Raw genomic sequence first — 25,896 nt, 5'->3', positions numbered from 1 at the left:
TCTCCGATTAGACACGAATCTTGACAATTCGGGACAGAAAAAATGCCCCCACCGCCATCATGCTCAGCAGGGTTTGCAACATTTTGATGCCCAAAGGATCGGTTAAGAAAGGCCCCATGAAGTCGGGGTTAAAGATTTGCAATAGCGCACCGACGAAGAAGGGAAGAACGCCTAAGACCCAGGCCGACATCCGCCCTTCCGCAGAAAGCACTCTGACGCGCCCCAGCAACCTGAGCCGCTCTCGGATCAGGCGGCTGAGGTTCCCGAGCACTTCGGTTAGGTTGCCGCCGGACTGCCGTTGGATGAGAATTGATACCACGAAGTAGCGGAAATCCGTCAACGGCACGCGGTCGCAGAGATTGGACAGGGCTTGTTGCAGCGACACGCCGAAACTGACTTGCTCATGCACATGGCGGAATTCGCTTGCAATTGGATTCGGCATTTCTTCGGTAAGAAGTTGTATGCCAAGAGGAAGCGAATGGCCCGCGCGCATTGCTCTGGTGATCAGGTCAAGGGCATCGGGCAACTGATTCTCCAGCTTGCGGAGTCGTTTGGCACGCGCGCGTCCAACGTAAGTCCAAGGAATCGAGCCAAGTACAAGTGCATAGCCGATGCTTAAAAAGACCGGACTTGCGGTTAGGGCAGCGATGGCGATGCCCATGGCGGCGGCCGTGCCGCTAGTAAGGACCAGACTACTTACTGTCCAGCTGAGGCCGGATTGAGCGAGATAGCGCTCGAGTCTCGGCACAAACGACAATCTGTTCAGAAGTCGGGCGAACGCGGAAACATCGCTCAGCTTACGCTGCTTCAGTAAGGTGCGCTGTCCATCGGCAGTGCCCGATTGGGAAAGCAGGTCCAAGCGCCGGTTCAGACGCAGGGCCTGCGCCCCGCGGCGCGTGCGCCAGAACAAGTATATCGCCTCCATCAGCAACATGACCGTAAGGAAAACCAAGATCGAAATGACCGGAAATATGTCGTTCTTAGGAAGATCGGACATTGCGTGCACTCCTCAGGAATAGTGCCGTGCCGGATCGAACATGCGGTCGGGCAAGTGGATACCGAAGGAGCGTAAGCGTTCGGTAAACTTCGGCCGCACGCCGCTGGCTTGGAAATGCCCGATGATCTTGCCGTCGGCATCGACCCCGGTCTGGGCGTAGCTGAAGATCTCCTGCATCGTGATCACGTCGCCTTCCATGCCCGTCACCTCTTGGATGCTAGTGATCTTGCGCTTGCCATCGGTCAGGCGCAGTGCTTGGACGACGACCGTGATGGCGGAAGCGATCTGCTGGCGCGCGGCCTTGTGTGGCAGGTTCAGGTTCGCCATGCCGATCATGTTTTCCATGCGCGCTAGCGCGTCGCGCGGCGTGTTGGCGTGGATAGTGGTGAGCGAGCCTTCGTGACCGGTGTTCATTGCTTGCAGCATGTCGACCGCTTCGGCTCCGCGCACCTCGCCGATGATGATGCGGTCCGGCCGCATCCGCAGCGCGTTCTTGACAAGTGCACGCGCGGTGACTTCACCCTTTCCTTCGATGTTGGGCGGTCGCGTTTCCAAGCGCACCACATGCGGCTGCTGGAGTTGCAGCTCGGCAGCGTCCTCGATCGTGACTAGGCGCTCGGACTCGGGGATGTACCCAGACAGGATGTTCAGCAGCGTGGTCTTACCGGCGCCGGTGCCGCCGGAAATCAGCATGTTGACCTTGGCCCGGCTGAGCCCCTCGAGCATCTCGGCCATTTCCGGCGTCAGGCTGCGCAGGTCGTTTACCAGGTTTTCCATTCGCAGGGGAATGTGGGCGAAGCGGCGGATCGACATCATTGGCCCGTCGAGGGCGATCGGCGGAATCACCGCGTTCACCCGTGAGCCATCTGGCAGGCGCGCGTCGACCATCGGGCTCGATTCGTCGATGCGGCGTCCAACCAAGGAGACGATCTTGTCGATGATCCGCAGTAGGTGGCGTTCGTCGGTGAAGCTAACGTCGGTTCGTTCCAGTCTGCCGTGGCGCTCGACGTAGACATTATCGTAGGAGTTGACCAAGATATCCGATACGGTGGCATCGGCCATTAGCAGCTCGAGTGGGCCAAACCCCAGCATCTCATGCTGGATATCGCGCACCAGCATGCGGCGCTCGAGGGCACTGACCGGTACCTGTTCGTCAAGCAGTAGCCGGTCGATTGACGCGGCGATTTCCTGGCGCAACTTCTCCGCGGGCAGGCTTTCGAGCGTGGTCAAGTCGAACTGTTCAACCAGCTTCAGGTGCATCTGTTCCTTCAGCTGCTTGTAGGCTTCGCGTTGCACTGTTTGCAGCGGAGCCCGCTCGCCGTCCGGTTGTTGGAGACTAAGTTTTTCTCTGAGCGACATAAAACCTCCGCATTTTAGGCACGCTTGAACAGGCGCTCGAACAGGCTGGCCGGATGCTCGGCAGCGGGCGCCATGGTGTCGCCGAGCTGGTTAAGGCTGCGGATCACCCCATGCTTGCGTTCCAGTTGCATCAGCGGCACACCCTGGTTGATCGCCGTGCTTACCTGCCGGTAGCCGTTGGCGATAGTGTGGATTTCGAGTTGCCCCAGCGCTTTGTGTATCTTGTCGATTGTGATGTCGTTGCGTTTGTCGTAGCGGTTCAGGATTAGCGCGACCTTCTCCCTCGAATAATCGAGCGAACGGAAGGCGGACAGTAGTTTGTCGGCATTGCGCAGATGGGGCACGCTAGCCTGGAGCACCAGGAAGATAGAGGCGGCGCGGTCTAGCGCCGTCATCAGCATTGCATCGACGATGCGGGGCATGTCTAGTAGTACGATGTCGTACTGCGTGACGGCCAACCCGAGAATGGCATCGATGTGCTCGGGCCGGATGTCGGAGGCCTGGCCGGGTTCTTCCGGAGCCGCCAGGATGTGGTAGTTCGGCGTCACGTGAATGGTGCTGGCGTTCAGTAGCGAGCTGTCGAGGCGTTTGATGTCGCGCGCGATGTCGCCGATGGACTTGGATGCCTTGCCATCCTGAATGAAGCTCAACGCGTCGCCGAATTGCAGATTCAGGTCGACCAGCAGCACCTTATGTGATTGGGCAAGCTGGTAGCCGAAGTTGGTCACGAGGAAGGTCGCGCCGCTCCCGCCGCTGGTCGCGATGAATGCGTGGATCTTCGCATGGTCGCTAGCTTGGGCAGCCGTTAGCTTGGCCGCGATGCGTTCGACTGCTGCGCGCAGCAGTTCCTGAAGGTGCGATGGCGAGATGACTTCGCGCACGCCGGCACGCATCGCGGCCAGCAGGAACTTGGGTGAGGCGGCGTCAGAAATCAGGACCACTGCCACCGCAGGGTACTGTAGGGTAAGCCGTTCCACGTGTTCGAGGTCGAGTGCCTCCTTGTTCCTGCCATCAACGAGCATCAGGTCCGGTGCGGATTCTTTCACGATGTTGCGCAGGTCGGGAGCTTGGCTCGGCATCGTCATCAGCTCGTCGTCGCCGTCGCCCAGGATCGCGCGCATTTGCTGAAGCAGGAGTCTATCCTCGGAAATTAGTGCAATTTTCATAGTATCCTCAATGTTGGATTAGCACACCTTGTCGTTGTAGCTCATCATTTCCCGCTGCAGATAGGTGGAAAACGCGGGCATGGCGAAGGTCGATCCGATGGCGGCGCCGACGATCGGGGTGACCCAGGTGAAGTTCAAATCGGTCAAGGACACAGTGACGCCCTCGCAACTTTTGGCGTCGCATCCGGCAGGCTGCCAGTTGACATTTACCTTGGTCGCGCCGACCTGCGGCATGAGTGTCTGCATGCGGGCCACAATGCGATCCTTACTGGATGGGTCGGCGCAAACCACGGCGTAGCGGGCGCCTTCCCTTGTCGCTTCGTTGGCCACGTTCCAGGTGTACAGCATGCGGGAAAATTCGAGAACCCCGAGCAGGAAAGTCATGAATAACGGTAACACCAGAGCGAATTCGACGATGGTTGCACCTGTCTGCTTGCATTTCATGATGGACTCCGCATAGTTGCCGCGATCGGGCCGAAGGTGATGTTGTTGAAAACCAAGCCGAAAGTGTTGGTCACCATGGGGACGAAGGTGTAGCCTGTCACCACCACGCTGACCGTACTGAAGGTCGGGTAGCTGCCGGCGGTGCCCCGGTCGGGAATGCTGACGTTTGTAACGCTTAGGCCAGGGGCAAGGGGAGTACCGGTCCCGGCGGGGTTGCCGTAGACAACGATATTCTTGGCCTTGTCGATATCGACGTTCGGCGCGCGCACGGACAAGTAGCGCACCGCTTCGCGGACCGATTTCGTGATCGTGTTGTATTGGTAATAGGCGCGGCCGAACTCTGTGGCGATGCATGTCATCATGAGCATCAGAGGCAGGACTAACGCGAATTCGACCAAGGCGACCCCCCGTTGTTCTCGTTTCATCGTGTCCTCCTTTAGCGCACCAGCACGGGCACCAGAGGGCCGGCGCTGCTTGCGTTGCCTGCCAAGCCGCCTGCCGTGCAAGGGCTACCCAAGTCGGACGCCTTGCCGATGTATTCTAGGAAGACCTGCGTGGTACTGTTGGGGCTGGGGATTGGCTGCAGCATGAACACGCAGGCGAAATCCTTTATCTGCGTGGGCGTGTTGGTTAGTGTCCCATCTACCACGGGCACTACTGCAACGCGCCGATTCGTGCCATATTGGCGCAACTGGCCGCTTGAACCGCCGGTCGCGAACGACTTAAGGTTATTGCTCAAGGTAAATCCCATGGTTGTCTCGCATGTATTGGCGGCAGCGATGGAAGTGCCGCTGCAGGTGTCGAATGCCTGCCGGCGCAATAGGAATCCTGTATTGCCCGCGCCATCCGAAGCACTGTCGAAGGCACAGCAGGATTTGCCGCTCGCATTCGTCTTCTTCCAATCCGTGCTGGTATACCCATACCCCGTGTAATCCGGATAAATAGTCTTGTAACCAGTAGCATCTTTGTAGATGCCGAAACGGCCGTTCCACTCTTCGACCAAGGAGGCTTTCGTGCCGGCTGCGCCATTGGCGTTAGCGTTGGTAATATTGTCGTCGACACGGCTGCCGCAATAGCCCTGGAGCTGCGTGGTGAGATCCTTGGCCCCACTGTTGTTGCCATCCAAATTTGCCCATCCTATTTGTCCACCGGTGGTAGTGGACTGACCAAGCAGCAAAGGTACCCAGTCTCCCTTGTCGTATCCGAAAGGTCGGCCCGGTCCGACTCTGGTTGCGTCTTTCACCAGCGCGAGCGGCAGCGGACAGGTGGACTGCGATGGCGCCGTCGTTGCTTCGGCGAATGCGTTGACATTCATTGAGCCAGCGTTCGCTGCTGAAGAGTAGGCGCCGAAAATACCCAGCAGCGGTGTTTGCGTACCCTGCTGAGCATGTTCACAGCGCATGAAACGTGCCAGCGTGTCATCGGTAGTCGGGCCGTGGTCTTTATCGAAAAACTTAATGTCGGCGGCGCTGACCTTCGTTTTTCCGTTCCAAGTCGTTGACTGCAAATCGACGTTGTTGGCATTGCCGGCTGCAATGCCAGCATTGATGGCACGCGTGACCGCCTTGAACTGGCCGTTCAGCTCTTGGGCGCCGGCCAAGGCGCAGGCGTCCATGGAGGTCTGCAGTTCGGTGCGGATAACGAAGAGATGGCCGAGGTCTAGCGCAAGCCCCATAAAGCCCAGCAAAAGAAATATAAACAGTGCAAAAGTGACGATAACTGCCCCCTGTTCGCTCCTCTTGGGTTTTATTTTGGGTGTCATCGCGTACTCCTCTTCGTGAGACTAATATTGCCTGCAACCTTGACTCTAGAAGGGGCTGTAAAGTGTTCAGATAACCACGCATGCCCCCACTAGTAGCCAAAGATTCGATTAGCCGGCGGGCTTCGCCGAAGAAGCTAACCAGCTCGCAACGTTATCTCGTAGCAGACTGAAGGCGCCGCCACTGGTACCCAATTGGGCTAACAGAGCGATCAGAACGAGAGACACGGCAGCAATAATGAGTCCGTACTCGACGATTTGGGCACCGTTTTCTTCACGTGCAAAGTCGGCGAGCATTTCCATGCTTGCTTTCAAGATATTCATGATCAAAGTCCTTTCAAGATACGTTGAAAAAGTGCCGCAACGTTGATGAGCCTGCACCCATCTGGCAGGCCCTTAGCAGCCGAATATTCGATCAGCCGGCGGGTTTCGCCGAAGACGCTAACCAACTTCCAACATTGTTTTTCAGCGTAGTGAACGCACCGCTGGTACCACCCAACTGAGCCAACAGTCCGATCAGAACGAGCGACACGGCAGCAATAATGAGTCCGTACTCGACAATCTGCGCACCGTCTTCTTCACGCGCGAAGTCGGCAATCATGTTCTTGCTTACATTAAAAATGTTCATTTTTAAGTCCCTTTAAGATATGTCGAAAATTGTGTCGCAGCGTTGATGAGCCTGCACCCATCTGGCAGGCCATTAGCACCGATATTCGATCAGCCGGCGGGTTTCGCCGAAGACGCCAACCAACTTCCAATATTGTTTTTCAGCGTAGTGAACGCACCATTGGTACCACCCAACTGAGCCAACAGGCCGATCAGAACAAGCGACACGGCAGCAATAATTAGACCGTACTCGACGATCTGCGCACCGTCTTCTTCACGTGCGAAGTCGGCAATCATGTTCTTGCTTACATTTAGGATGTCCATTTCCAATGTCCTTTCAAGATATAGTGGAGTGAATATCGAGGGCGATTGAGTGCTGCCCCGTTCTGCCAGTGCTGCTGACTGCAACTACAAATTAACGCTACCGCTACCGCTACCGCTCGATCTGTTATGTGGTATAGGCGAGAGTCCTATTTGCCGCCGCCTCCACCGCCGTTTCCGCCGATGGCCCCGCCAATATTGATGACGTTGGTCACCGGCGGTGGCTGCCTGAACGATTCTTGGTAGAGCTTTATGCCCTCCTGAGCCGCACGGCCATCGATGCCCTTAACCTCGCCACCACGCTGGCCAGCGCTGGGGTCGATAGTCATTGCCAGCCTGGCCTCGCGCACCGCGTCGCCAAAACGTATGTCGTAGTTCGGGGTCACGGTCTGAGCGCAACCGGCCATGAGCACAAAAGAGCAGAGCATTGCTTGCTTTCTCATTTCTTATTCCTCTCTGCAGTCGAAGGAGCCGGGCTCTGCGCCGCGCGTCCTTCGACGCTGCCGTTCAGGTAAATGTCGCTGCGCGACGGGACGACGTGATTACTCGTCGGCAGGGTGGGCGTGGCGGCCAGTGGCTTGACCAGGCGGGGTGTGATCACGAACATCAGTTCCGTCTGGTCGCTCTGGAATTCCGAGCTGCGGAACAGGGAACCCAGCACCGGAACTTCGCCAAGCCCGGGGAACCGCTTGATGGTCTCGGTGACGTTGTTCTTGATGAGTCCGGCAATTACGAAGCTCTGGCCGTCGTTCAGCTGGACCGTGGTGTCCGCGCGCCGCACCGAAAATGACGGTAGCACCGACGTCACGCCGCCGACCGTCGTAAAGGGAGAGCCTGTCTGCGACAGGTCCGATACTTCGGACACCATTTTCAGATTGATGCGAGAGCCGCCTAGCACGGTCGGGGTGAACTTCACGCCGATGCCGAATTCTTTTTCTTCCAGGGTGACCGTGGCAAAGCCGGTTAGTCCGGCGGCATCGCGCGCAACCGGAATGAAGATCTTGCCACCGGAAAGAAAGCTAGCCTGCTGGCCACTAACTGCCATGATGTTCGGCTCAGCCAGCACCCGCACCAACCCATCATCCTTTTGCCCATCCACCCGCACCGAGGTGCGCCCGATCCGCAGCGCTTCGATCAGCCCGCCACCCTGGCTCAGGAAATCCGACAGCACGGAAAACGAATCGTTACCGCCATTACGGCTGCGATTGACGCCCACGCTGGCACCAAGCTTGTCCAGCAGCGTCTTGCTGACCTCCGCAATCTTCACCTCGAGCATGACCTGCTGCGCACCGCTCACCTTCAGCATGTTCACGATCTTCTTCGGATCGCCATAGGAGCCGGCCAGGGCCAGCACCTGGTCGAGCGCGATGCTGTCGCTGACCTCGCCGGTCAGCACCAGGTTGCTCTGGGCGGCACGCACCTTGATGTTGCGTTCGCCGGGAACCAGCTCGGAAAGCATGCCCTGCAGGGCGGCTGGATCGATCGTCACGACGATATCCTTCAGGTGGCAGCGTCCGTTGCCGTCTTGCAGGATCACGTTCATGGCGCCTGGCTTGCGGCCTAGGACGAACAATTCGTTCGGTGCCAGCAGGGCGATGCGCACATCCGACACCCCATCCGATTCCTGGTCCCCCATCGCCGCAGCCGCTGCCGGTGCCTGCAGCGCGACTCCCGCATTCGGCTGGCTGCCCGGCTGGCCGATGGCGGCCGCCTTCGATCCTGCCTGGCCGCCGCCGACCGCCATGCGCACCACGGAGTAGGGCAGCGGCACGACCGTCGACTTGCCGAGCGTGACGATGGCCGGCTTCTCGACATCGGTGGCGCTGCACTTGCGCAGGCTGGCGGCATCCGGTTTGGCAGCAGGCGGGGTCTTGACCTTGGCTGCGGCAGCCGAGGCGGCGGCGCTCATGGCGAGCAGTGCGGCGGCGACGGCGATCCTGATGGATGGGGTGGGCACGGGTTAGCTCCTGTTCTGGCTGTTCAAATCGTTTTATGTGTCAGTGGAAGCAGCTCATGCGCGCCGAGCCTCCAGTCATGTCGATCACTTCCACGCAATCGCGCGCCACCGCTTCGCGCACCACCGGGCGGCGTGCCACGCGCACCGGAGCGACTGCTTTGAAAATCTTTGCGTCGCCAAACAGGTCGCCTTTGGTGATGCCGTCCGTGGTCACTTTTTCAGGATCGGTCTGGTTGCGCAGGGCCAGCGACAGGGTGCCGATGCTGCGTGCGAGGTCGAGTTTCTCGGCGTCCGCCAGCGACAGTTCCAGGGTCACGGCGCTGACGACTTTCGGCTTGGTGTCGTCGCGGCTGGCTTCCTGGGCCACCGCCAGCACCAGCACGTGTTCGAGCACGGTCTTGCTGATCGGCCTGGCCTTGTCGTCCTTGCCGTTGCCGTCCTGCTGGGTATGCACGAGGATGTCGACGTAGTTGCCGGGTAGGGCGAAACCGGCCACGCCGACGACGTCGTTGACGCGCACGGTCATGGCGCGCTTGCCTTCGGCGATGACGGCGGACAGGCCGCCCTTGGTACCGGCCGGGGCCAGCTTGCCTTCGATGATGGCTTCGCCGCGCACCATGTCCATCTTCACCACGCGTTCCTTCAGCTTGGCCGGATCGGTGACGGCGCCTGCCGGCAGCGCGCCGCTAGGCCAGTCGAGCGTAGTGAGCATCTCGGGGGCGATGCGGCCGCCGGCCGGAATGTCGACCGCCGCGACCACGACCTTGTTGGCCGAGACATGCGACCGTTGCCCGATCCAGACGTTGGCGTAGACCGCAGCGCCCAGGCCGAGCACGATCGCGACCAGTAGCAGGGCGAAAGCCTTGATGTTCTTCATGATGTCACCCTCGTTTGCAAATCACAGGAAACCAAAATGGCTGGCGACGACGGTGCCGATGGTGCCCACCGCGATCGGTACCGCGAAGGCCAGCTTGCCGACCGACTGCCAGCCGCTGTGAGCCACGCTGACCGGTGCTCCCATCGCTACCGCGATACTGCCGACGCGCAGCACGCGGCCGACGTTGGCGAACATCTGGCGCAGCTTGCCGTGGTGCAGGGCAAACGCGATGGCGAACACGCCACTGGTGGCGAGTGAGGCGAGCAGTGCCGTCTGTATCATCTGAGCCCCGAGCAGCGAACCCACTACCGCCATCAGCTTCACGTCGCCGGCCCCCATCATGCGCAGCAGCCAGAACGGAAACAGCACGCCGAACCCGATCGCCGCACCTCCGAGCGCCCACAGGAAGCCGAGATGGCCCCAGAACGGTACGAAGACGCTGTAGATCAGCCCAAACGCCAGTCCGGACAGGACCAGGCGGTTCGGTATGCGGTGGCTGCGCACGTCGATGACTGCCGCATACACGAGGAGGGAAAACAGCACCACCGTGCGCGGATCCGTCACCAGCATGACCGCCAGTTCCAGGAATGCTTTCAGTTCATCCATCGTTGTTCCCTTGAGTGGAGAGCTATGTTTGAGATGGATTGTAGGAGGCCTCCGACAACGAAACATCAGCGCGCTGTCCCAGCTTGCATAGACGGAGAGCCTGATTTTTGGGCGACACCCAGTACAAAACGCCTAGGCCATTTGTACGCACGGCGGCGCCGCCAAACACCCGCTTCGGCTATGCTGACCCCATGCCTCCCACTCCAACCCAACACACCGCCATCGTCACCGGCGCCGCCGGCGGCATCGGCCTCGCCACCGCCCGCCGCCTGCTGAGGGACGGCGCCAGCGTGCTGCTGGCCGACCTCGACCAGAAGCGACTGGATGCCGCCGCCGCCCAGTTAACAACGGACACGAACGCGGACCCCAAGCGCATCGCCACCATCGTCTGCGACGTGTCGCGCGAGGACCAGGTCGCGGCCGCGGCCGATGCCGCCATCGACCGTTTCGGCCACTGGAACCTGGTGGTCAACAATGCCGGACTGATGATCTTCAAGCCGATCGAAGAGCAGACCGTCGAGGACTGGCAGCGCATCCTCGGCGTCGACCTGCTCGGCGCCTTCCTGTTCATCAAGCAGGCTTTCCTTAAGATGAAGGGTGGCGGGGCGGTGGTGAACGTCTCCAGCGTGCACGCGGTCGAGACCGAGCCGCTGGTCGCGCCCTACGCGGCGGCCAAGACGGCGCTGCTGTCGCTGACCCGCTCGGCCGCGCTGGAGGGCAAGCCGAAGGGCATCCGCGTGAATGCCGTGCTGCCTGGCGCGGTCGACACGCCGATGTTGTGGGATAACCCGAACGTGCGCTCCGGCGCCGAGCTCATCAACAAGGCCGAGATCGGTACGCCGGACGACATCGCCGGCGCGATCGCCTTCCTGGCCGGCGACGATGCCCGCTTCATCTACGGTGCCGGGCTGCGGGTCGACGGTGGGCGCCTGGTGCGCCTCTGAGGCGCTCGACCGCAGACACTGCTTGCGCATCCTCCCGCAGCTCCTATGCTGCATGGGTAGGCGTCCGCCGGACGCCTTGGTGGAGGTGCAATATGACCAATATGAAGAACGATATGGTCGACGCATTCAAGGCCACGCTGCGGGGACCGGTGCTGCAGCCCGGCGAACCCGGCTACGACGAGGCGCGGGCGGTCTGGAATGCCATGATCGACCGCCGTCCGGCATTGATCGCGCGCTGTTCCGGCACCGCCGACGTGATGGCGGCGGTCCGGTTTGCGCGCGCGAACGGCCTGCCGCTGGCGGTGCGCGGCGGCGGCCACAGCATCGCCGGCAGCGCGCTGTGCGACGATGGGCTGGTGATCGACCTGTCGGGCATGCGCGGCGTCCACGTCGACCCGCGCGCGCGCCATGCCTGGGTCAGCGGCGGCGCCACGCTTGCGGACGTCGACCACGAAACCCAGTCCTGCGGCCTGGCGGTCCCGCTCGGCATCAATTCCACGACCGGCGCCGGCGGCCTGACCCTGGGCGGCGGCTTCGGCTGGCTCAGCCGCATGTACGGGCTGGCCGTCGACAACCTGTTTGGCGCCGAGATCGTCACCGCGGACGGGCAGCGGCGCTGGGCCGGATTGCAGGAAGAGCCGGACCTGTTCTGGGCCATCCGCGGCGGTGGCGGAAATTTTGGCGTGGTGACGCTGTTCCAGTTCGCCCTGCACCCGGTCGGACCCGAGGTCACGGCCGGGCTGGTCGTCTTCCCGGCGGCGCAGGGGCGCGAGGTGATGCGCCGCTACCGCGACCTGGTGGACACCCTGCCGGACGAGCTGTCGGTGTGGGCGGTGCTGCGCCAGGCGCCGCCGCTGCCGTTCCTGTCGCCCGAGGTGCACGGCAGCGGCATCGTGGCGCTGGCGCTGTTCTCGCCGCAGGGCCCTGGCGCCGCGCAGCCCCTGCTGGAGCGGGTACGCGGGTTCGGCCAGGTGCTGGGCGAGCACGTCGGCCCGATGCCCTACGAAGCCTGGCAGAAGATCTTCGACCCGCTGCTGGCCCCGGGCGCGCGCAACTACTGGAAATCGCACAACTTCACCCACTTGTCCGACGACGCCATCGACGTCGTGCTGCGCTTTGCCGGCAGCGTGCCGACGCCGCACTGCGAGATCTTCCTCGGCCTGATCGGCGGCAAGGCCAACGCCCATCCGCCGGACGCCACCGCCTATCCGCACCGCAACGTGCAGTTCGCGATGAACGTGCACGGACGCTGGCTGGAGGCGGCCGACGACGCCAGCGTGGTCGGCTGGACCCGTGATTTCTTCGCCGCCGCCGCGCCGCACGCGGCCGGCAGCGTCTACATCAATTTCCTGACCCAGGACGAAGGAGCGCGCATCCACGAGGCCTACGGCCCGAACTACGCGCGCCTGGTCGAGATCAAGCAGCGCTACGACCCGGACAACCTGTTCCGCTTCAACCACAACATCCGTCCTGACGCATGACGCGCCGGACCGGATCGCCTGGCATGCCCAGGCGCGGGGCGCTGCCGTACGCGGTGGCGCCCCGGTTCCCCATGGTAAACTTGGCCGATGGTTTCCACTGTCGACCCCCACCTGCGCCTGGAGCACGGAATCGATGGCGAAGTCGATCGGCTGCAGCGTCAGCCGCCTGCACGCGCTGACGAGGGCGCTGCGCAAGGCAACCGGGATGACGCCGGCGGCCTACCGGCGCCGGCAGCGTGCGGGGCAGGGCAGGGGCCAGTAGAACAGGTCAATCCGGCGCGAGAGCCGGTCAAGACAATCCCGGGCGAACCGGAGATCATTTCCGGACTCGGAGGTTGGTAAAACATGCTTGTACGACATCACTGGCTCGGCATCGGCGCGGGCATCCTGGCCGGGGCCGTCTGGGGCCTGGTCTTTCTCACACCGGAACTGACGCGCGGCTTCGCGCCGATCCAGCTCTCGGCCGGGCGCTACCTGGCCTATGGCCTGGTCGCCTGCGCGCTGCTGGCGCGCACCTGGCGCCGGCTGGCGCGCTCGCTGTCGTGGCGCGAGTGGCACACCCTGGCCTGGCTCGGCTTTGCCGGCAATATCATCTATTACGTGTTCCTGGCGAATGCCGTGCAGCTGGGCGGGGTGGCCATGAGCTCGCTGATCATCGGGCTGCTGCCGGTCACGATTACGCTGGCCGGACGGCGCGACGCCGACGCGGCACCCATGCTGCGCCTGCTGCCGTCGCTGGCACTCGGCGTCGCCGGCCTGGCCTGCATCAGCTGGCAGTCCTTGTCGGCGCCGCAGCACGGCTCGGCGCAGGGATCGTTCATCGGGCTGCTGTGCGCGGTGGGCGCGCTGGTCTCGTGGACCCTGTACGCGGTCGGCAACAGCCGCGCGCTGGCCCGGCTGAAAGGCATCTCGGCGCACGACTGGAGCCTGCTGGTCGGCGTCGTCACCGGCGCCCAGGCGCTGCTGCTGGCGGTGCCGGCCTTTATCCTGGCGCCCGGCGTGCATGCGGCGTCGAACTGGCTGTACTTCGGCGGCGTCGTGACCACGGTCGCGATCCTGTGCTCGGTGGTCGGCAACGCCCTGTGGAACCACGCCAGCCGCCTGCTGCCGCTGACCATGACCGGGCAGATGATCGTGTTCGAGACCCTGTTCGCGCTGCTGTACGGTTTCCTGTGGGAGGGCCGCTGGCCGACCGGACTGGAGTGGCTGGCGATGGGGCTGCTGGTGGGCGGGGTGCTGAGCTGCGCGTCGGCGCACCGTGAACGCCGCGTGCCCGAGCCGGCGCTCGGCGCCTGAGCGTTACAAGCGGGGAGGCGCCCGGCGACAGCAGCGCGCGAGCAGCTTGGCGTCGAGCGCCATGCTCATTCACGTGTTGTTACGCAACGACTTGTGACAATTCGCGTATTTTGCGCGGGCCGGGCCTTGGTATGCTGGTCAGATATGTTCCTGAAAAATTAGAAACTAGGATGCCCATCATGAGACGCCCCCTGCCTTCCACCCGCCTGCGCCACCTCTCCGCCCTGGCCCTGCTTGCCGCCCTGGTGGCGGCCACCTGCTTCGGGCTGCAGGCGCAAGCGGAGCCGACCCCGCCGGCGCAGAGCCACGCCACGGCGCGCTGAGCGGCCGCCGGTGTTCAGCTGAAGACGCTCAACTGTCGAAGCGCAGCCGCCACAGCTGCGTCGGCAATGCCGGCGGCGCATCCGGCTTGAAGAATGCCGAGTCCTGGATGTGCGAGGTGGTCACGTAGATCGTACCATCCGGCCCCTTGCTGAAGGTGTCGGGCCAGCGCAGGCGCTCGTCCTGCACCACGAGCTTCGCTTGGGCTTGCGGTCCGTCGGACAGCTTGCGCACCTTGATCGCGTTGTCCTGCACCGCGCTCAGGTACATGTCGTCCGTGCCACGCGCGATCAATAAGCCGTCGTTGACGCCGTTGATGCCGTAGTGCTCGACCTGGTCCGACAGGTCCTTGCCGTCCAGGCCGTCGCCGACCAGCGCCGCGGTCGGGATGCGGTACAGCTCGTCGCCCTTGATCGCCTGCCAGTACAGCCAGGCGCCGTCCTTCGACAGCTCGATGCCGTCGGCCGAAAACTCGACGCCGCGGCCGTCCGGGCGGCGCAGCACCTTGCCGTCCGCACTGACGTTCAGGCCCTTCTTCATCTGCGTCGACGAATGGCCGTCCAGCACGCGCGCCGTCTTCCCGGCCGCGAGGTCGACCACCAGCAGCGCGCCGCGCACGCCGGAATCGGTAATGAAAGCGTACTTGCCGTCGTTCGAAAAGCGCACGTCGTTCAGGTAGGAGCCCTGCGGCGCCGCGTCTTCGTCGAAGGCGATCGTCCGCGCCACCTTGTCGGTCGCCAGGTCGATCTGCACCAGCTTCGGTCCTTTCGACACCACGTGGGCCTGGGCTGGCGCTGCCGGGTCCAGCACCCACAGGCTGCCGCGCTGGTCGGCCACCACGCTCTGCACGCAAACCCAATGGTCGCCAGGGGTGAGCTGGTCCTTCTTCGCGTTGCGCCAGGCGTTCCATTCCTTGTCGGGGTAGGGCGTGAGCTCGCCGTCCTTCAGTTCCGCCACCGAGACGGCGCTGTCTTCGGTCCAGCGTGGGAAGTTCACGAAGATGCGCCCGGTTTCCGAGACCGACACGCCCGTCACCTGGTGGCCGAAGTCGGCGACCAGTTCGATGCTTGCTGCCATTGTTCTTCCTTTCGTCGAAGGTGGGGTTCACGCGGCCTTGCGCCGGCTTTGCACTTTCTTGGGTGCCGGCGCGTCCTGCGCCAGGCGCTGCTGCAACATGGCCAGCACGGCGGCTTCCTCGGGCTCGAGGTCCTGCAAGTCCTCGGCCAGTGTCTCCTCGGCGCGCGCGAGCAGCCCTTCGACCATGGTGCCGTCCATGTAGGAATCGAGCACGGCCGGGTGGACGTAGCACTTGCGGCATACCGAGGGTGTGTTGCCGAGCTTTTCGGCGACCGTCTCGATGGCGCGCACCACGTTCTTCTTGGCCTGGGCCTCGGAATCGAATTTCTCGAATTCCTGCAGGGCGATCGCGGCCAGCACCGTGCCCGACCAGGTGCGGAAGTCCTTGGCGGTGTAGTCCTCGCCGGTGATCTCGCGCAGGTAGTCGTTGACGTCGGCGGAATTGACGGTGTGCGGTTCCTTGTTCTCGTCCAGGTACTCGAACAGGTCCTGGCCCGGCAGGTCGCGGCTGCGCTGAATGATCCGCGCGAGGCGCCGGTCGTGGACCTTGACGTCGTGGAAGACCCCGCTCTTGCCGCGGAAGCGGAATTCGACCTCGCTGCCGTCGATCTTCACGTGGCGGTTGCGCAGGGTCGTCAGGCCGTAGGACTTGTTTTCTCGTGCGTACTCGTCATTGCCGATGCGCATCATGGTCGCTTCGAGCAGGTAGACGATGGTCGCCAGTACTTTTTCGCGCGGCAGGCCGGGCAGGCTCAGGGCGCGGTCGACTTCCTTGCGGATCTGCGGCAGGGCCTTGCCGAACTTGATCATGCGCTCGTACTTCACCTCGTCGCGCACCTCGCGCCACCTGGGGTGGTAGCGGTACTGCTTGCGCCCGCGCGCATCGCGGCCGGTGGCCTGCAGGTGGCCGTTGGCCTGGGGGCAGATCCATACCTCGGTCCAGGCCGGCGGAATCGCGAGCGACCTGATGCGTTTCAGCGTCGCTTCGTCGTCGACCGGATCGCCGTGGGCGTCGAGGTAGCGAAAGCCCTCCTTGGCCGGCTCGCGGCGGATGCCGGGACGGTCGTCGTGGACGTAGCGCAGGCCGGCCGCCTTGGCGGCGGCGGGCGGGTCGCTGTTCGGGATCGGGGCGCCGCCCGATCCGCGGTCTTCGGCTGCGGTGTTGCCGCTGGTGTCGCTTTTCATTGGTTCACCCGTTCGAGATGCGAGGCGGAGCCAGTCTACGCCGCCATCGGGCACGCGAACCGTACGGGAGCGCACTTTATGCGTACTTCCAGAAGGGCGCAGCGCAGGCCCAAGCTGCGTCCTGAACTTGAAAAGCGGCCAATTGTTGAGTGGCGTCCTAACGTCGCTGCTGGCTAAAATCTTTCAGCGTCGGTCAGTTCTTTAGTTTTACTTTGATATATCTCAATGGTGTTACATCAATAAAGCCAAAAATAAATCACTATCTTTGGCGATCAATCCTGAATTCTTGGAGCTACAGCATGTCTTCGATACTTGTCGGCCGTCGAGAATTCATTAATACCTCTGCATCGGCCATCGCACTTCTGTCTTTCCCCCGTATTGGCTTCGGCCAGACAACGACTTCGATTCGGCTTGAATGGCAGCAATTCAAAACGACGGCGCAATATTCGTCCTTCGTCAATGCAGTCCGCAAGATGAAGGCAAATACCAACGCGGCCAGCCCCTCAAGCTGGGAGTACTGGACTAATGTTCACTTGAATTACTGTCCACATGGCATTGCCTATTTCCTGGCGTGGCATCGCGGCTATCTTTATTATCTTGAGCAGCAGTTGCGTACAGTTTCGGGGGACAAAACACTCAGCGTGCCCTACTGGAATTATTACAAATATCCACATATCCCATCGGAATTTACTGACCCCACGCCGGGTAATCCGCTGTATATGCCGCGTGTTGGCACCAATGTCTACAACGCCCTGTCCATGGCGCCATTTGCTTCCGGTGTATGGAATTTTCAGCGAGGAACCACGAATGCCTTCGAGCCACAGCTGGAATCGGCACCGCACAACCCGGTGCACAACCTGATTGGCGGAGAGATGGCCAACATGATGTCGCCCAGGGACCCGATCTTTTTCCTGCACCATGCCAATATCGACCGGCTCTGCCATGCATGGGCGCTGCCTGACGGCAAAGGAATACCGCCCACCAGCAATCCCTATAATGCCGCGACCAGCAGCCCTTACTGGGCAGGCTCGTTTACCTATGCATCCGGGCTGACAATGGCCCGCTACAAAACTTACTACCCGGGCTGGCTGAACTTCGACTACAGCGACGATACGAAGCCGACTGCGCTTCCGCTTGCTGCGCGTACACAGCCTCAAAGCCCAATCAGACTGGTGCAGGCCCAGGTCGCGTCCAGGATCACCCGCCCCGCCACCGGCAGTTTCGCTACGACGGCTGCCCGCGGCCTTTCGCCGACCAGGCGCGCGCTGGGTGGCGTGTCGGGTGTCGTCCTGACCGAAGCCTCGGTCAGCGGCCACCTGCCACTGGCCGCGTCGAGTCTGCAATCGCTGCACGATGCCGTAGCCGTTGCAGTCGAGCCGCCGGCCAGGACGCTGCCTGGCACCTTTCGATCGGTCGTCGTCGTGCTGGATAACGTGCAAATGCTCGGCGCTGGCGCAAAAGGGGGATTTTTCTACAATGTTTATATGAATCTGCCCGCTATCGTCGATACGGACAACGCCCACAGATATTTGCTTGGCACGCTAGGTGCCTTCGAGGTCGCAGGCGCTGCCCACCATGGGGGGGCCACGCTGGAATACCAGGCCACCGAACTGCTATCGAAACTTTCCGCCTACGAGCTGCAGGATGTCAGTGTGTCGTTTGTGCGGGTCAGCGGCGAGAACGCCCCACGTGGTGCGGTCATGAGAATAGGGGAGCTGCGCATCGACATCTCGACCGACGCGCCGTGGGCGCCCAGCCCCCCGACTCAGCGCGGGCAATGCTACTGCTGACAGGGTGGTGCAAAGCCTTGCTGTATCATGCGGCTTCCGAAAACGAAGCCCGCATATGCTCATCATCACCATCAAACAAGGCAAGGAAAAAGGTCTGCTGTCCGGCGATCCTTGGATTTACCTCTCAGCCATCGACAAGGTCGAGGGGCGGCCCCAGGAGCGCAACAAGCCCGGCGCCACGGCGGTCGTGCAGTCGTCGTCGCGCCAGTTTTTGGCGCGCGCGGCGTATAACGCCAAGTCGCAGATCGCGGCCCGCGTCTGGACCCTGCGCGAGGACGAGCCGGTCGACCACGCCATGATCAAGCGCCGCGTGCAGGCTGCGGTCGCGCGGCGCGCCGTTGTGGTGCGCGGCGCCGATCCGCAAGCCTTGGTCCTGGTGATCGATGGCGAAAAAGACGGCCTGCCGGGCCTCATGGTGCACAGCTATGGCGGGACCGGCGGCTACCTGGTGTGCCAGTTCAATGCTGCTGGTGTCGACTTGTGGAAGGTGAGCATCGTACAGGCGCTGCTGGCGGCGACGGGCTGCCTCAACGTATTCGAACGCAGCGACGAGCTGTTGCGCAAGGGGGAAGGGCTGCCCGTCATATGGCGTGCGCTGGCCGGCGACGAGCCGCCCCAGCGCCTCATGGTGCGCGATGGCAAGCGCCTGCTGCCGACCGATATCCGCACTGGTTTCGTCTATCCGCGCTGAGCAGACCCATGCCGGATAGGCGCGCCTGCTATTCGATCAGGTTGATTTCGCTTTCGTCCTCGGTGTATCTGACGGGCGCCAGATGATTTCCGGCGATGAGTTCTTGCACGGTCGGTGCCGCCGACGCCGGTTCTGCTTGTCGGACAATATGCTCATGAGCAAAAATATGCTCGAGGATTTCCCTGTCACTGCAGCGGCTCGCCGTCACGAATTCCAGGGGCTCAGCGATATCGCGGTACCAGACTCGATAAGTTGGCATGCCAATCTCCATGTGATTGCATTGTGAGGAACTAAGACTCCCGATACCGCGCCTCGACCAGATCGATCTCGCGCAGCAGCTTGCGGGCGGTCTCGTCGGAAATCTCGCGCCGGCGGCCCAGGCGCAGGATGGTGTTGCGTTCGGCGCGCAGGGCGGCCAGCCGGTATTCGCGCTCGGCCCGGCGCGCCGCGTGGACGTCGGGTCCGCCACCGTCGTTTAGCTGGATGTTGCGCAGGCGGTTGCGGTACAGGTTGACCACCGTGCCGCAGGCGTTGGCGTGCACTTCGGCGTCGGGGCCGGCGGCATGCTCGCGGCCGGCCCGTTCCACCGCCTCGACGGCGGACTCGACGGCGGCGCGGCGGGCGCGGTCTTCTTCCTGTTCGGCAGAAGTCTCGGCCGGCACCTCCAGCCCGCGCAGCAGGCGCGGCAAGGCGACGCTGGCGAGCAGCAGCGAGACTACGATCACGGCGCTGGCCAGCAGGATCGCGAGCTGGCGGCCGGGGAAGGGCGAGCCGTCGGCCAGGGTCAGCGGCAGCGTCATCACGCCGGCCATGGTCAAGGCGCCGCGCACCCCGGCGAACGAGGTGGCCAGGATCAGCCGCATGCGCGGCTTGAACACCTGCTGGCCCAGGCGGCGCTGGTTCAGGATCGTCAGGCGCAGCGAGACCCAGACCCAGACGAAGCGCAGCAGGATCAGGCCCAGGCTCAGGGCCAGCGCATTACCGGCCAGCCACCACGGATCGAAGGCCTCGCCGCCGCCGGGTGGATGCAGGGCGCCGCGCGCGATGTCGGGCAGCTGCTCGCCCAGCAGCACGAACATCACGCCGTTCAGCGAGAACTGCAGCGCATCCCAGATGACATTGCGGCGGATGCGGGTGGACGCCGTGGCCGTGCCGCCGAGCTCGACGTAGCTCATCGTAACCCCGGCCGCCACCGCCGCCAGGATGCCGGAGGCGCCGATGTGCTCGGCCGCGAGATAGGCGCCGAAGGGCGTCAGCAGGTTGACCAGGATCGGCATGCCGTCGTCTTCGCCGAAGCGGCGCACCAGGTAGGCGTGGCCGCGGGAGATGGCCCAGGTGACGGCGACGCCGGCGGCGACGCCGGCCAGCGCCACCCACAGGAAGGTCAGGCCGGCCCTGGTGGGCGAAAAGACGCCCGTCACCGCGGCCGCCACGGCGAAGCGGAAGCACACCAGGCCGCTGGCGTCGTTGAGCAGGGATTCGCCCTCGATGATGTGCATCAGGCGCGGCGGCACCGGGATCCGGCTGGTGATCGCCGACACCGCCACCGGATCGGTCGGCGCCACGATGGCCGCCAGCGCGAACGCGACCGGCAGCGGCAGCGCGGGGATCAGCCAGTGCATCAGGAAGCCGGCGCCGACCACGGTGAACACGACCAGCCCGAGCGCCAGTTCCAGGATCGTGCCCTTGTCGCGGAACAGGCCGACCTTGGGGATGCGCCAGCCGTCCAGGAACAGCAGCGGGGGCAGGAACAGCAGGAAGAAGATGTCCGGCTCGAGCGCGACGCCGTGGCGGAACACGCCCGAGATCACGGCGCCGAGCCCGATCTGGATCAGCGGCAGCGGCACCCCGAACGGCAGCATGCGTCCCACCCAACCGCTGACGACGACCGCCAGCAGCATCGCCAGGACGACTTCGATCGAGTCCATCCGATATCTCCTTCCCAAAACCCGATGATAAGGGATCAGGCGGATGAGTGTGGTCCGTTAGCGCCTTACGCCCGCCTCGGCGGCCGCCGCCAGGATGTCGGACAGCTGGGTGGTGTTGACCGGTTTTACCAGGTAATGGTCGAAACCGGCCGCCATCGAGGCGTCGCGGTCCTGCTGGCGGCCGTAGCCGGTCATCGCGACCAGGGTTGCGCCGCCGGTTTGCGGCAGCAGGCGAAGGCGGCGCGCCAGTTCGTTGCCGTCGAAATCGGGCAGGCCGATGTCGAGCAGGCAGACTTCCGGCACCATGGTCTTGGCCAGCTCCAGCGCCCCGCCCGCCGAATACGCGACCTCGACGTGGTGGCCGGCCGAGTGCAGAAACAGTTGCAGGGTGTGGACCGCGTCGACGTTGTCGTCCACCAGCAGGATGCGCAGCGGCGCCGCGCCCTCCGGCCGGCGTTCGGCGGCCGGCTGCGGGGCCGGCGCCACCTCCTGCGTGTAGTGCGGCAGGCGTACCGTGAAGGTCGAGCCCTTGCCCAGGCCCGGGCTGTAGGCGGACACGCTGCCGCCGTGCAGTTCGATCAGGCTCTTCACGAGGGCCAGGCCCAGCCCGAGGCCGCCCTGCGAGCGGTCGGGGGTACGCTCGGCCTGGGTGAACAGGTCGAACACACGCTCCACCAGCGCCGCTTCCATGCCGATGCCGTCGTCCGCCACCGTCAATACGTAGTCGTTGCCGTCGGCTTCCAGGCGCAGCTGGAGCGTGCCGCCTTCCGGCGTGTACTTGGTCGAGTTGCCGAGCAGGTTGGCGATCACCTGCACCAGGCGCTTGTGGTCGCCCTTGACGTGGGCGGGCGCGGGCGGCAGGTCGATCACCAGGCGGTGCCGGCGCGCGGTGACGAGCGGGCGGATCTGCTCGGCGGCGTCGTCGATCACGCGCCTCAGGTCCAGCACCTGGGTCGACAGCGAGACCAGGCCGCGCGTCACCCGCGACACGTCCAGCAGGTCGTCGACCAGGCTGGTCATGTGGTCGACCTGGCGCACGATGATCGAGCAGGTCTGGGTGATCTGGGAGTTGTCAGAGTGAAGCAGCTTGAGCAGGTGCGCGCCGGTGCTGATCGGCGCCAGCGGGTTGCGCAGCTCGTGCGCCAGCATTGCCAGGAACTCGTCCTTGCGCTGGTCGGCGGCGCGCAGCTCGCGCTCGGCCAGCGAGCGCGCCGATTCCTTCTTTTGCAGCGAGGCGGCCATGCGGTCCAGGGCCTGGGCCAGGTTGCCGATTTCCTCGTTGGCGTAGTCGATGCCGGAGCGGGCGTCGAGGTCGCCGGCGGCGATGCGCTCGGCGGTGCCCATCAGTTTGCGTACCCGCTGCACGATCAGGACGTCGCCCACCAGCCAGGCCGACAGCAGGGCCAGCATGGTGGTAGCGGCCAGGCCCAGCAGCGACATCAGCTGGTCGTGGCGGGCGGCCGAGGTGATGGTGTCGGTCGGGATGCCGATCGTGACGGTGTAGTCGGTGAGGGCGGGCGCGCCGACGCGGGCGAAGGTGTGCAGGCGCTCGATCCCGTCCTCGCCGCGGATCCTCACGGCGCGCTGGCCGGCGGTCGCCATCGCATCGAGGGTGACCGACGACAGCCGCGAGCCGAAATAGCGTTCCGGATCGGGCCGGCGCGAGATGATGGTGCCGCGCGCATCGACGGTCGCCAGCAAGGAGCCGGGCGGCAGGTTGATGTCGTTGATGAAGGTGTCCAGGCTTTCCAGGTCCATCGCCGCGAACACCACCGCCAGCACCTTGCCCGTGCGGTCGATGACCGGATAGGTCAGGTTGATCGTGTGCTTCTTGATCACGCGGCCGAACACGTATTCGCCGGCGATGAAGCGGCGTTCGGTAATCGCACGACGGAAGTGGCTGCGGTCGCCCAGATTGACCGGATGCAGCAGCGGCACGGCGGAGCAGGTGACGTCGCCGTTCAGCTGGATCAGGCCGAAGTTGACGAAGCCCTCGTTGCGGTCGAGCACGTCCGACAGCAGCGAGGTGCATTTCGCCGTATCGCCCATCAGGTCAGGCACGCTGGCCAGGTCGACCAGGATCTGGCGCGCGCCTTCGATCGACTGGGCCTCGTTGGCCGCCGCCATGCCGGTCAGGCGGCGCAGGTTTTCCTCGGACGCCTTGATGGCGTGTTCGCGTTCGCGTATACCCGACAGGACCGTCATCACCGCGAGCGGCATCATCGCCAGTGCTACCAGCAGCATGAGCCGGCTACGCAGACTATTCAGCCGAAAGCGGCCCAACCCGAATGTCATTATTTTTTCTTCAAATCACCAAATTCCACAATCCTGCGGATGCCGTCGCGCAGCGTCGCCTCGTCGTCCGAAATGTAGCCGAGGCGGATAAAGCCCGGTACGCCCAGCGCTTCGCCGGGCATGATGGCCACTTTCTTCTGTTCGATCAGCCGTTCGGCGAAGCCGACGGTGTCCATCGTCAGGCTGCGCACATCTCCCCACAGGTACGGACCGGAAGCCGGCGCGTGCATGACGATCCACGGGACCTCGGCAAACAGCTTCACCGCCAGGTCGCGCCGCTGGCGGTAGTCCGCCATCATCTCGTGCGGCGCGCCGGTCGCGAAGGCGGCGACGGCCGCCACCTGCGACAGGTGGGGCGCGGCGGCCGTGATCGGACCCTGCAGCGTCTGCATCGCGTTGACCACTTCGGCCGGGGCCAGCGCGAAGCCGACCCGCCAGCCCATCATGGCGTAACTCTGCGAAGCCGAAAAAATCGTGATGACGCCGATCTTCCGCCAGTCGCACAGGGCCGCCAGGCTGGTGTGTTCGCCATCGAAGATCAGGTGCTCGTAGCTTTCGTCGACAATCACCTGGGCCCCGATGCGTTCCACCCAGGCACGAATATGTTCCAGTTCTTGGCGAGTGTACACCTTGCCAGTCGGATTGTGCGGGTTATTGATGATCACGACCCTGGGCGTTTCCAGGCTGTCCAGCAATTGTGGCGTGATGGCATCGGGCAAATCCACCAGGATAGGACGCAGGCCCAGTAGTTGTGATGTGGCAACATATGCCGGCCAGTGCGGCTTGAAGATCAGTACGCTGTCGCCCGGATCGGTGATCGCATACAGCGCTTCGTATAGCGCCTGCTTGGCACCGTTGGTGACGATGATTTCGTCGGCACGGGCCTCGATCCCGTTTTCCTTGCTCAGCTTGGCGGCCAGGCGCGCACGCGCATCGAGGCCGCCGACCACACTCGTGTAGGGCATGGTGCGCTCGTGCTCGACGGCGTCAAGCACGGCATCCAGCACCGGGCGCGGCGCCGGGAAGTGCGAGATCGCGATCGAGAAGTCGATTACCGGCTGTCCCGCATTGCGCATGCTTTCCACGCGCCCATGCATGGCGGTGGTGGCGAGCGGGCGGGAAGAGGCGATCCTGGCCGAGGTCTTCATTCTTATGGTCTCCGTAAGTGACTGATAACACAGGAATTCCTACCCGTCTCAGGTAGATTGTTGCCTAATTGTACTAGTTTCAAAAAAATGTGACGCACGGGACACATATGTAAAGGCCGAGTAATACGGAAGGCGCCGGCAACCGGCGCGGGCGCCGCGCCGCGGCCGTTTCTGATACGGTGGCCGCAAAGCATTCATTCATTGGAGTCAAGCCATGGCTATGGAAAATGTAATTCTGCGGACCTTCAAGCACCTCGGGGCGGCGGAACAGGCGCGCAACGAACTGGTCGCCGCCGGCATCGCGGCGGACGACGTCGAGGTCACGGTCCGCATCGAAGAGACCGGCCCCGTGCAGGGCAACTTCACGGTCGGCGACGATCCCGGCGTGACCGGCAAGACCGCCTACAGCCACACCTTCGCGCCGGTCGCCCAGGACGACGTGCGCGACTGCCAGATCACGGTGAACGCGGGCGACCCGGCCCAGGCCGAGCGCGCGATGGCGATCCTCGACCGCCTCGGTGCGCTGGATCCGGATCCGGCGCACAGGAAGCATTAATCAACGTCGTCCCCGCGCAGGCGGGGACCCAAGTTCTGCGTGAGTTGCAGGCGACGCTACAGACTTGGGTTCCCGCCTTCGCGGGAACGACGAAAAGTGAGACCAATATGAGCGCCATCCATCTCGATCACACCGACGCCCTGCTGATCATCGACCTGCAAGTCGATTTCCTGCCCGGCGGCGCCCTCGGCGTCGCCAGCGGGCACGAGGTCGTCGCGCCGATTAACCACCTGATCGAGCTGTTCCACGGGCAGGGCTTGACGATCGTCGCCTCGCGCGACTGGCATCCGCAGGACCACTGCTCGTTCGCGGCCCAGGGCGGGCCATGGCCGCCGCATTGCGTGGCCGGCACCCCGGGCGCCGACTTCACCGCCGAGCTGGCGCTGCCGGACGATGCGATCGTCGTCTCGAAGGCCGACACCGCACCGGTGGACGCCTATTCGGCCTTCGCCGGCACCGACCTGGCGGCCCGGCTGCGCGCGCGCGGCGTGGAACGGGTCACGGTGTGCGGGCTGGCCACGGATTATTGCGTGCTGAATACCGTCACCGATGCGCTGGAAGAGGGCTTCGACGCCATCGTCGTGCCGGAAGCGATGCGCGCGGTGGACGCCAAGCCGGGCGATGGCAGGCGCGCGCTCGACCGCATGGTGGCGCGCGGCGCGGTGCCGGTGCGGCTGGGCGAGTTGGGGATGACGGCGCTGTCAGTCGCCTGAGCGGCTAACAAAGCCCTCATGGCGGCGTTGCATTCGTCTCGCCGTACTAGACATCATGTATTGACCTGCCGAACCTCAAACAACGCGGATTAAGCTTGAGGTTCCGGAGAACCCCCAGGCTCAGAGCCGAAATTGAGGAGGCAGGTCATGAATCAGTTTAGCAAGTACGTGGGCATGGACGTGCACAAGGCGACGATATCTGTTTCAGTGGCCGAGTCGAACGGGGGTGAAGTGCGGTATCTGGGCGAGGTCGCTAACACGGTTGAGGCAATCGTCCGGTTGGTACGTGAGCTGCGCAAGGGCAATGCCGATCTGTCGTTTTGCTACGAGGCCGGGCCATGCGGATATGGCATCCATCGCCAGCTGACGGAGATGGGCT

Annotated in this window: 28 protein-coding genes and 1 pseudogene; 10 read left to right on the top strand and 19 right to left on the bottom strand. The window is 63.5% G+C overall.

Annotated elements, in window-relative coordinates; genetic code table 11:
- Positions 1 to 7: 7 nt before the first annotated feature.
- The 13 genes from ACI48D_RS21130 to ACI48D_RS21070 form a co-directional block, all read right to left on the bottom strand.
- Positions 8 to 997, bottom strand: a complete 990-nt coding sequence (locus tag ACI48D_RS21130) for a type II secretion system F family protein (protein ID WP_435573220.1) — start codon at positions 995 to 997, stop codon at positions 8 to 10.
- A gap of 12 nt (positions 998 to 1,009) precedes the next feature.
- Positions 1,010 to 2,356: a CpaF family protein gene (locus tag ACI48D_RS21125; RefSeq protein WP_435573219.1), complete on the bottom strand. Its 1,347-nt coding sequence runs from the start codon at positions 2,354 to 2,356 to the stop codon at positions 1,010 to 1,012.
- A 14-nt stretch (positions 2,357 to 2,370) separates the two neighbouring features.
- On the bottom strand, positions 2,371 to 3,522 hold the full coding sequence (locus ACI48D_RS21120; RefSeq protein ID WP_435573218.1) for an AAA family ATPase: 1,152 nt from the start codon (positions 3,520 to 3,522) through the stop codon (positions 2,371 to 2,373).
- Positions 3,523 to 3,540: 18 nt separating this feature from the next.
- A complete protein-coding gene (locus ACI48D_RS21115) occupies positions 3,541 to 3,966 on the bottom strand; it encodes a TadE/TadG family type IV pilus assembly protein (RefSeq protein WP_435573217.1) in 426 nt (141 codons plus the stop codon).
- Positions 3,963 to 4,391, bottom strand: coding sequence for a TadE/TadG family type IV pilus assembly protein (locus ACI48D_RS21110; protein ID WP_435573216.1), 429 nt, complete (start codon positions 4,389 to 4,391; stop codon positions 3,963 to 3,965). Before ACI48D_RS21110 ends, ACI48D_RS21115 begins: the two co-directional genes overlap by 4 nt.
- Before the next feature lie 11 nt (positions 4,392 to 4,402).
- Complete coding sequence (locus ACI48D_RS21105; protein WP_435573215.1) at positions 4,403 to 5,728, bottom strand: pilus assembly protein TadG-related protein; 1,326 nt, start codon at positions 5,726 to 5,728, stop codon at positions 4,403 to 4,405.
- Between the two features lie 108 nt (positions 5,729 to 5,836).
- Positions 5,837 to 6,049 (bottom strand): Flp family type IVb pilin, encoded by a 213-nt coding sequence (locus tag ACI48D_RS21100; protein WP_435573214.1) that lies wholly within the window; start codon positions 6,047 to 6,049, stop codon positions 5,837 to 5,839.
- 91 nt (positions 6,050 to 6,140) lie between these two features.
- Positions 6,141 to 6,353: a Flp family type IVb pilin gene (locus ACI48D_RS21095; protein ID WP_435573213.1), complete on the bottom strand. Its 213-nt coding sequence runs from the start codon at positions 6,351 to 6,353 to the stop codon at positions 6,141 to 6,143.
- Between the two features lie 89 nt (positions 6,354 to 6,442).
- Positions 6,443 to 6,655, bottom strand: a complete 213-nt coding sequence (locus ACI48D_RS21090) for a Flp family type IVb pilin (protein WP_435573212.1) — start codon at positions 6,653 to 6,655, stop codon at positions 6,443 to 6,445.
- 146 nt (positions 6,656 to 6,801) lie between these two features.
- A complete protein-coding gene (locus tag ACI48D_RS21085) occupies positions 6,802 to 7,095 on the bottom strand; it encodes a hypothetical protein (protein WP_435573211.1) in 294 nt (97 codons plus the stop codon).
- Positions 7,092 to 8,561, bottom strand: a complete 1,470-nt coding sequence (locus ACI48D_RS21080; RefSeq protein ID WP_435573284.1) for a type II and III secretion system protein family protein — start codon at positions 8,559 to 8,561, stop codon at positions 7,092 to 7,094. Before ACI48D_RS21080 ends, ACI48D_RS21085 begins: the two co-directional genes overlap by 4 nt.
- An 88-nt stretch (positions 8,562 to 8,649) precedes the next feature.
- On the bottom strand, positions 8,650 to 9,486 hold the full coding sequence (gene cpaB, locus ACI48D_RS21075) for a Flp pilus assembly protein CpaB (RefSeq protein WP_435573210.1): 837 nt from the start codon (positions 9,484 to 9,486) through the stop codon (positions 8,650 to 8,652).
- A gap of 21 nt (positions 9,487 to 9,507) precedes the next feature.
- The gene (locus tag ACI48D_RS21070; protein ID WP_435573209.1) at positions 9,508 to 10,092 is read right to left on the bottom strand and encodes an A24 family peptidase; all 585 of its coding nucleotides are present in this window, start codon (positions 10,090 to 10,092) and stop codon (positions 9,508 to 9,510) included.
- 191 nt (positions 10,093 to 10,283) lie between these two features.
- Between ACI48D_RS21070 and ACI48D_RS21065 the strand changes: the two genes are divergently transcribed.
- The 5 genes from ACI48D_RS21065 to ACI48D_RS21045 all read left to right on the top strand — a co-directional run bounded on the left by ACI48D_RS21065 (position 10,284) and on the right by ACI48D_RS21045 (position 14,136).
- Positions 10,284 to 11,036, top strand: a complete 753-nt coding sequence (locus tag ACI48D_RS21065; protein WP_435573208.1) for an SDR family NAD(P)-dependent oxidoreductase — start codon at positions 10,284 to 10,286, stop codon at positions 11,034 to 11,036.
- Between the two features lie 92 nt (positions 11,037 to 11,128).
- A complete protein-coding gene (locus tag ACI48D_RS21060) occupies positions 11,129 to 12,517 on the top strand; it encodes an FAD-binding protein (protein ID WP_435573207.1) in 1,389 nt (462 codons plus the stop codon).
- Positions 12,518 to 12,650: 133 nt separating this feature from the next.
- Complete coding sequence (locus tag ACI48D_RS21055) at positions 12,651 to 12,779, top strand: hypothetical protein (RefSeq protein WP_435573206.1); 129 nt, start codon at positions 12,651 to 12,653, stop codon at positions 12,777 to 12,779.
- An 83-nt stretch (positions 12,780 to 12,862) separates the two neighbouring features.
- Complete coding sequence (locus ACI48D_RS21050) at positions 12,863 to 13,813, top strand: DMT family transporter (protein ID WP_435573205.1); 951 nt, start codon at positions 12,863 to 12,865, stop codon at positions 13,811 to 13,813.
- A 179-nt stretch (positions 13,814 to 13,992) separates the two neighbouring features.
- Entirely contained in the window at positions 13,993 to 14,136 is a 144-nt protein-coding gene (locus ACI48D_RS21045; protein ID WP_435573204.1) for a hypothetical protein, read from the top strand.
- Positions 14,137 to 14,164: 28 nt separating this feature from the next.
- Here the strand turns inward: ACI48D_RS21045 and ACI48D_RS21040 are convergent, their stop codons facing one another.
- Together ACI48D_RS21040 and ACI48D_RS21035 are read right to left on the bottom strand one after the other, a co-directional pair.
- Positions 14,165 to 15,211 carry an L-dopachrome tautomerase-related protein gene (locus tag ACI48D_RS21040; RefSeq protein ID WP_435573203.1) on the bottom strand — a complete coding sequence of 349 codons (1,047 nt, stop codon included), beginning with the start codon at positions 15,209 to 15,211 and terminating at the stop codon, positions 14,165 to 14,167.
- A gap of 27 nt (positions 15,212 to 15,238) precedes the next feature.
- Complete coding sequence (locus tag ACI48D_RS21035) at positions 15,239 to 16,396, bottom strand: DNA topoisomerase IB (protein WP_435573202.1); 1,158 nt, start codon at positions 16,394 to 16,396, stop codon at positions 15,239 to 15,241.
- A 299-nt stretch (positions 16,397 to 16,695) separates the two neighbouring features.
- Between ACI48D_RS21035 and ACI48D_RS21030 the strand changes: the two genes are divergently transcribed.
- Together ACI48D_RS21030 and ACI48D_RS21025 are read left to right on the top strand one after the other, a co-directional pair.
- Positions 16,696 to 18,186, top strand: a complete 1,491-nt coding sequence (locus ACI48D_RS21030) for a tyrosinase family protein (RefSeq protein WP_435573201.1) — start codon at positions 16,696 to 16,698, stop codon at positions 18,184 to 18,186.
- Positions 18,187 to 18,241: 55 nt separating this feature from the next.
- Positions 18,242 to 18,877: an SAM-dependent methyltransferase gene (locus ACI48D_RS21025; protein ID WP_435573200.1), complete on the top strand. Its 636-nt coding sequence runs from the start codon at positions 18,242 to 18,244 to the stop codon at positions 18,875 to 18,877.
- A 28-nt stretch (positions 18,878 to 18,905) separates the two neighbouring features.
- Here ACI48D_RS21025 and ACI48D_RS21020 read toward each other — a convergent pair whose 3' ends face one another.
- The 4 genes from ACI48D_RS21020 to ACI48D_RS21005 are packed head-to-tail and all read right to left on the bottom strand — an operon-like array spanning position 18,906 to position 24,248.
- Positions 18,906 to 19,136, bottom strand: coding sequence for a hypothetical protein (locus tag ACI48D_RS21020; RefSeq protein ID WP_435573199.1), 231 nt, complete (start codon positions 19,134 to 19,136; stop codon positions 18,906 to 18,908).
- 31 nt (positions 19,137 to 19,167) lie between these two features.
- Positions 19,168 to 20,805 carry a Na+/H+ antiporter gene (locus ACI48D_RS21015; RefSeq protein WP_435573198.1) on the bottom strand — a complete coding sequence of 546 codons (1,638 nt, stop codon included), beginning with the start codon at positions 20,803 to 20,805 and terminating at the stop codon, positions 19,168 to 19,170.
- Between the two features lie 57 nt (positions 20,806 to 20,862).
- Positions 20,863 to 23,049, bottom strand: a complete 2,187-nt coding sequence (locus ACI48D_RS21010; protein WP_435573197.1) for a hybrid sensor histidine kinase/response regulator — start codon at positions 23,047 to 23,049, stop codon at positions 20,863 to 20,865.
- A gap of 50 nt (positions 23,050 to 23,099) precedes the next feature.
- Positions 23,100 to 24,248, bottom strand: coding sequence for a pyridoxal phosphate-dependent aminotransferase (locus ACI48D_RS21005; protein ID WP_435573196.1), 1,149 nt, complete (start codon positions 24,246 to 24,248; stop codon positions 23,100 to 23,102).
- A 214-nt stretch (positions 24,249 to 24,462) separates the two neighbouring features.
- Here ACI48D_RS21005 and ACI48D_RS21000 point away from each other — a divergent pair, with 214 nt between their 5' ends.
- The 3 genes and pseudogenes from ACI48D_RS21000 to ACI48D_RS20990 all read left to right on the top strand — a co-directional run.
- Positions 24,463 to 24,804, top strand: a complete 342-nt coding sequence (locus ACI48D_RS21000; RefSeq protein ID WP_435573195.1) for a hypothetical protein — start codon at positions 24,463 to 24,465, stop codon at positions 24,802 to 24,804.
- A gap of 107 nt (positions 24,805 to 24,911) precedes the next feature.
- Complete coding sequence (locus ACI48D_RS20995) at positions 24,912 to 25,517, top strand: isochorismatase family protein (RefSeq protein ID WP_435573194.1); 606 nt, start codon at positions 24,912 to 24,914, stop codon at positions 25,515 to 25,517.
- A 147-nt stretch (positions 25,518 to 25,664) separates the two neighbouring features.
- Positions 25,665 to 25,896, top strand: a pseudogene (locus ACI48D_RS20990) (IS110 family transposase); the annotation flags it as partial.

This window comes from Massilia sp. LXY-6 (genome assembly GCF_051233485.1).
Classification (GTDB): Bacteria; Pseudomonadota; Gammaproteobacteria; order Burkholderiales; family Burkholderiaceae_D; genus Telluria.
The sequence above is the reverse complement of the archived record's forward strand: the minus strand, read 5'-3'. Positions and strand labels throughout refer to the sequence as shown.

What these genes read in the sequence shown, in the direction of transcription:
- ACI48D_RS21020 (WP_435573199.1), bottom strand. Translation starts at nt 19,136, where the DNA reads ATGCCAACTTATCGAGTCTGGTACCGCGATATCGCTGAGCCCCTGGAA.
- ACI48D_RS21060 (WP_435573207.1), top strand. Translation starts at nt 11,129, where the DNA reads ATGACCAATATGAAGAACGATATGGTCGACGCATTCAAGGCCACGCTG.
- ACI48D_RS20995 (WP_435573194.1), top strand. Translation starts at nt 24,912, where the DNA reads ATGAGCGCCATCCATCTCGATCACACCGACGCCCTGCTGATCATCGAC.
- ACI48D_RS21100 (WP_435573214.1), bottom strand. Translation starts at nt 6,049, where the DNA reads ATGAATATCTTGAAAGCAAGCATGGAAATGCTCGCCGACTTTGCACGT.
- ACI48D_RS21065 (WP_435573208.1), top strand. Translation starts at nt 10,284, where the DNA reads ATGCCTCCCACTCCAACCCAACACACCGCCATCGTCACCGGCGCCGCC.
- ACI48D_RS21085 (WP_435573211.1), bottom strand. Translation starts at nt 7,095, where the DNA reads ATGAGAAAGCAAGCAATGCTCTGCTCTTTTGTGCTCATGGCCGGTTGC.
- ACI48D_RS21095 (WP_435573213.1), bottom strand. Translation starts at nt 6,353, where the DNA reads ATGAACATTTTTAATGTAAGCAAGAACATGATTGCCGACTTCGCGCGT.
- ACI48D_RS21025 (WP_435573200.1), top strand. Translation starts at nt 18,242, where the DNA reads ATGCTCATCATCACCATCAAACAAGGCAAGGAAAAAGGTCTGCTGTCC.
- ACI48D_RS21005 (WP_435573196.1), bottom strand. Translation starts at nt 24,248, where the DNA reads ATGAAGACCTCGGCCAGGATCGCCTCTTCCCGCCCGCTCGCCACCACC.
- cpaB (WP_435573210.1), bottom strand. Translation starts at nt 9,486, where the DNA reads ATGAAGAACATCAAGGCTTTCGCCCTGCTACTGGTCGCGATCGTGCTC.
- ACI48D_RS21115 (WP_435573217.1), bottom strand. Translation starts at nt 3,966, where the DNA reads ATGAAATGCAAGCAGACAGGTGCAACCATCGTCGAATTCGCTCTGGTG.
- ACI48D_RS21015 (WP_435573198.1), bottom strand. Translation starts at nt 20,805, where the DNA reads ATGGACTCGATCGAAGTCGTCCTGGCGATGCTGCTGGCGGTCGTCGTC.
- ACI48D_RS21110 (WP_435573216.1), bottom strand. Translation starts at nt 4,391, where the DNA reads ATGAAACGAGAACAACGGGGGGTCGCCTTGGTCGAATTCGCGTTAGTC.
- ACI48D_RS21010 (WP_435573197.1), bottom strand. Translation starts at nt 23,049, where the DNA reads ATGCTGCTGGTAGCACTGGCGATGATGCCGCTCGCGGTGATGACGGTC.
- ACI48D_RS21040 (WP_435573203.1), bottom strand. Translation starts at nt 15,211, where the DNA reads ATGGCAGCAAGCATCGAACTGGTCGCCGACTTCGGCCACCAGGTGACG.
- ACI48D_RS21045 (WP_435573204.1), top strand. Translation starts at nt 13,993, where the DNA reads ATGAGACGCCCCCTGCCTTCCACCCGCCTGCGCCACCTCTCCGCCCTG.
- ACI48D_RS21105 (WP_435573215.1), bottom strand. Translation starts at nt 5,728, where the DNA reads ATGACACCCAAAATAAAACCCAAGAGGAGCGAACAGGGGGCAGTTATC.
- ACI48D_RS21130 (WP_435573220.1), bottom strand. Translation starts at nt 997, where the DNA reads ATGTCCGATCTTCCTAAGAACGACATATTTCCGGTCATTTCGATCTTG.
- ACI48D_RS21080 (WP_435573284.1), bottom strand. Translation starts at nt 8,561, where the DNA reads ATGAGCGCCGCCGCCTCGGCTGCCGCAGCCAAGGTCAAGACCCCGCCT.
- ACI48D_RS21090 (WP_435573212.1), bottom strand. Translation starts at nt 6,655, where the DNA reads ATGGACATCCTAAATGTAAGCAAGAACATGATTGCCGACTTCGCACGT.
- ACI48D_RS21055 (WP_435573206.1), top strand. Translation starts at nt 12,651, where the DNA reads ATGGCGAAGTCGATCGGCTGCAGCGTCAGCCGCCTGCACGCGCTGACG.
- ACI48D_RS21070 (WP_435573209.1), bottom strand. Translation starts at nt 10,092, where the DNA reads ATGGATGAACTGAAAGCATTCCTGGAACTGGCGGTCATGCTGGTGACG.
- ACI48D_RS21000 (WP_435573195.1), top strand. Translation starts at nt 24,463, where the DNA reads ATGGCTATGGAAAATGTAATTCTGCGGACCTTCAAGCACCTCGGGGCG.
- ACI48D_RS21125 (WP_435573219.1), bottom strand. Translation starts at nt 2,356, where the DNA reads ATGTCGCTCAGAGAAAAACTTAGTCTCCAACAACCGGACGGCGAGCGG.
- ACI48D_RS21050 (WP_435573205.1), top strand. Translation starts at nt 12,863, where the DNA reads ATGCTTGTACGACATCACTGGCTCGGCATCGGCGCGGGCATCCTGGCC.
- ACI48D_RS21120 (WP_435573218.1), bottom strand. Translation starts at nt 3,522, where the DNA reads ATGAAAATTGCACTAATTTCCGAGGATAGACTCCTGCTTCAGCAAATG.
- ACI48D_RS21035 (WP_435573202.1), bottom strand. Translation starts at nt 16,396, where the DNA reads ATGAAAAGCGACACCAGCGGCAACACCGCAGCCGAAGACCGCGGATCG.
- ACI48D_RS21030 (WP_435573201.1), top strand. Translation starts at nt 16,696, where the DNA reads ATGTCTTCGATACTTGTCGGCCGTCGAGAATTCATTAATACCTCTGCA.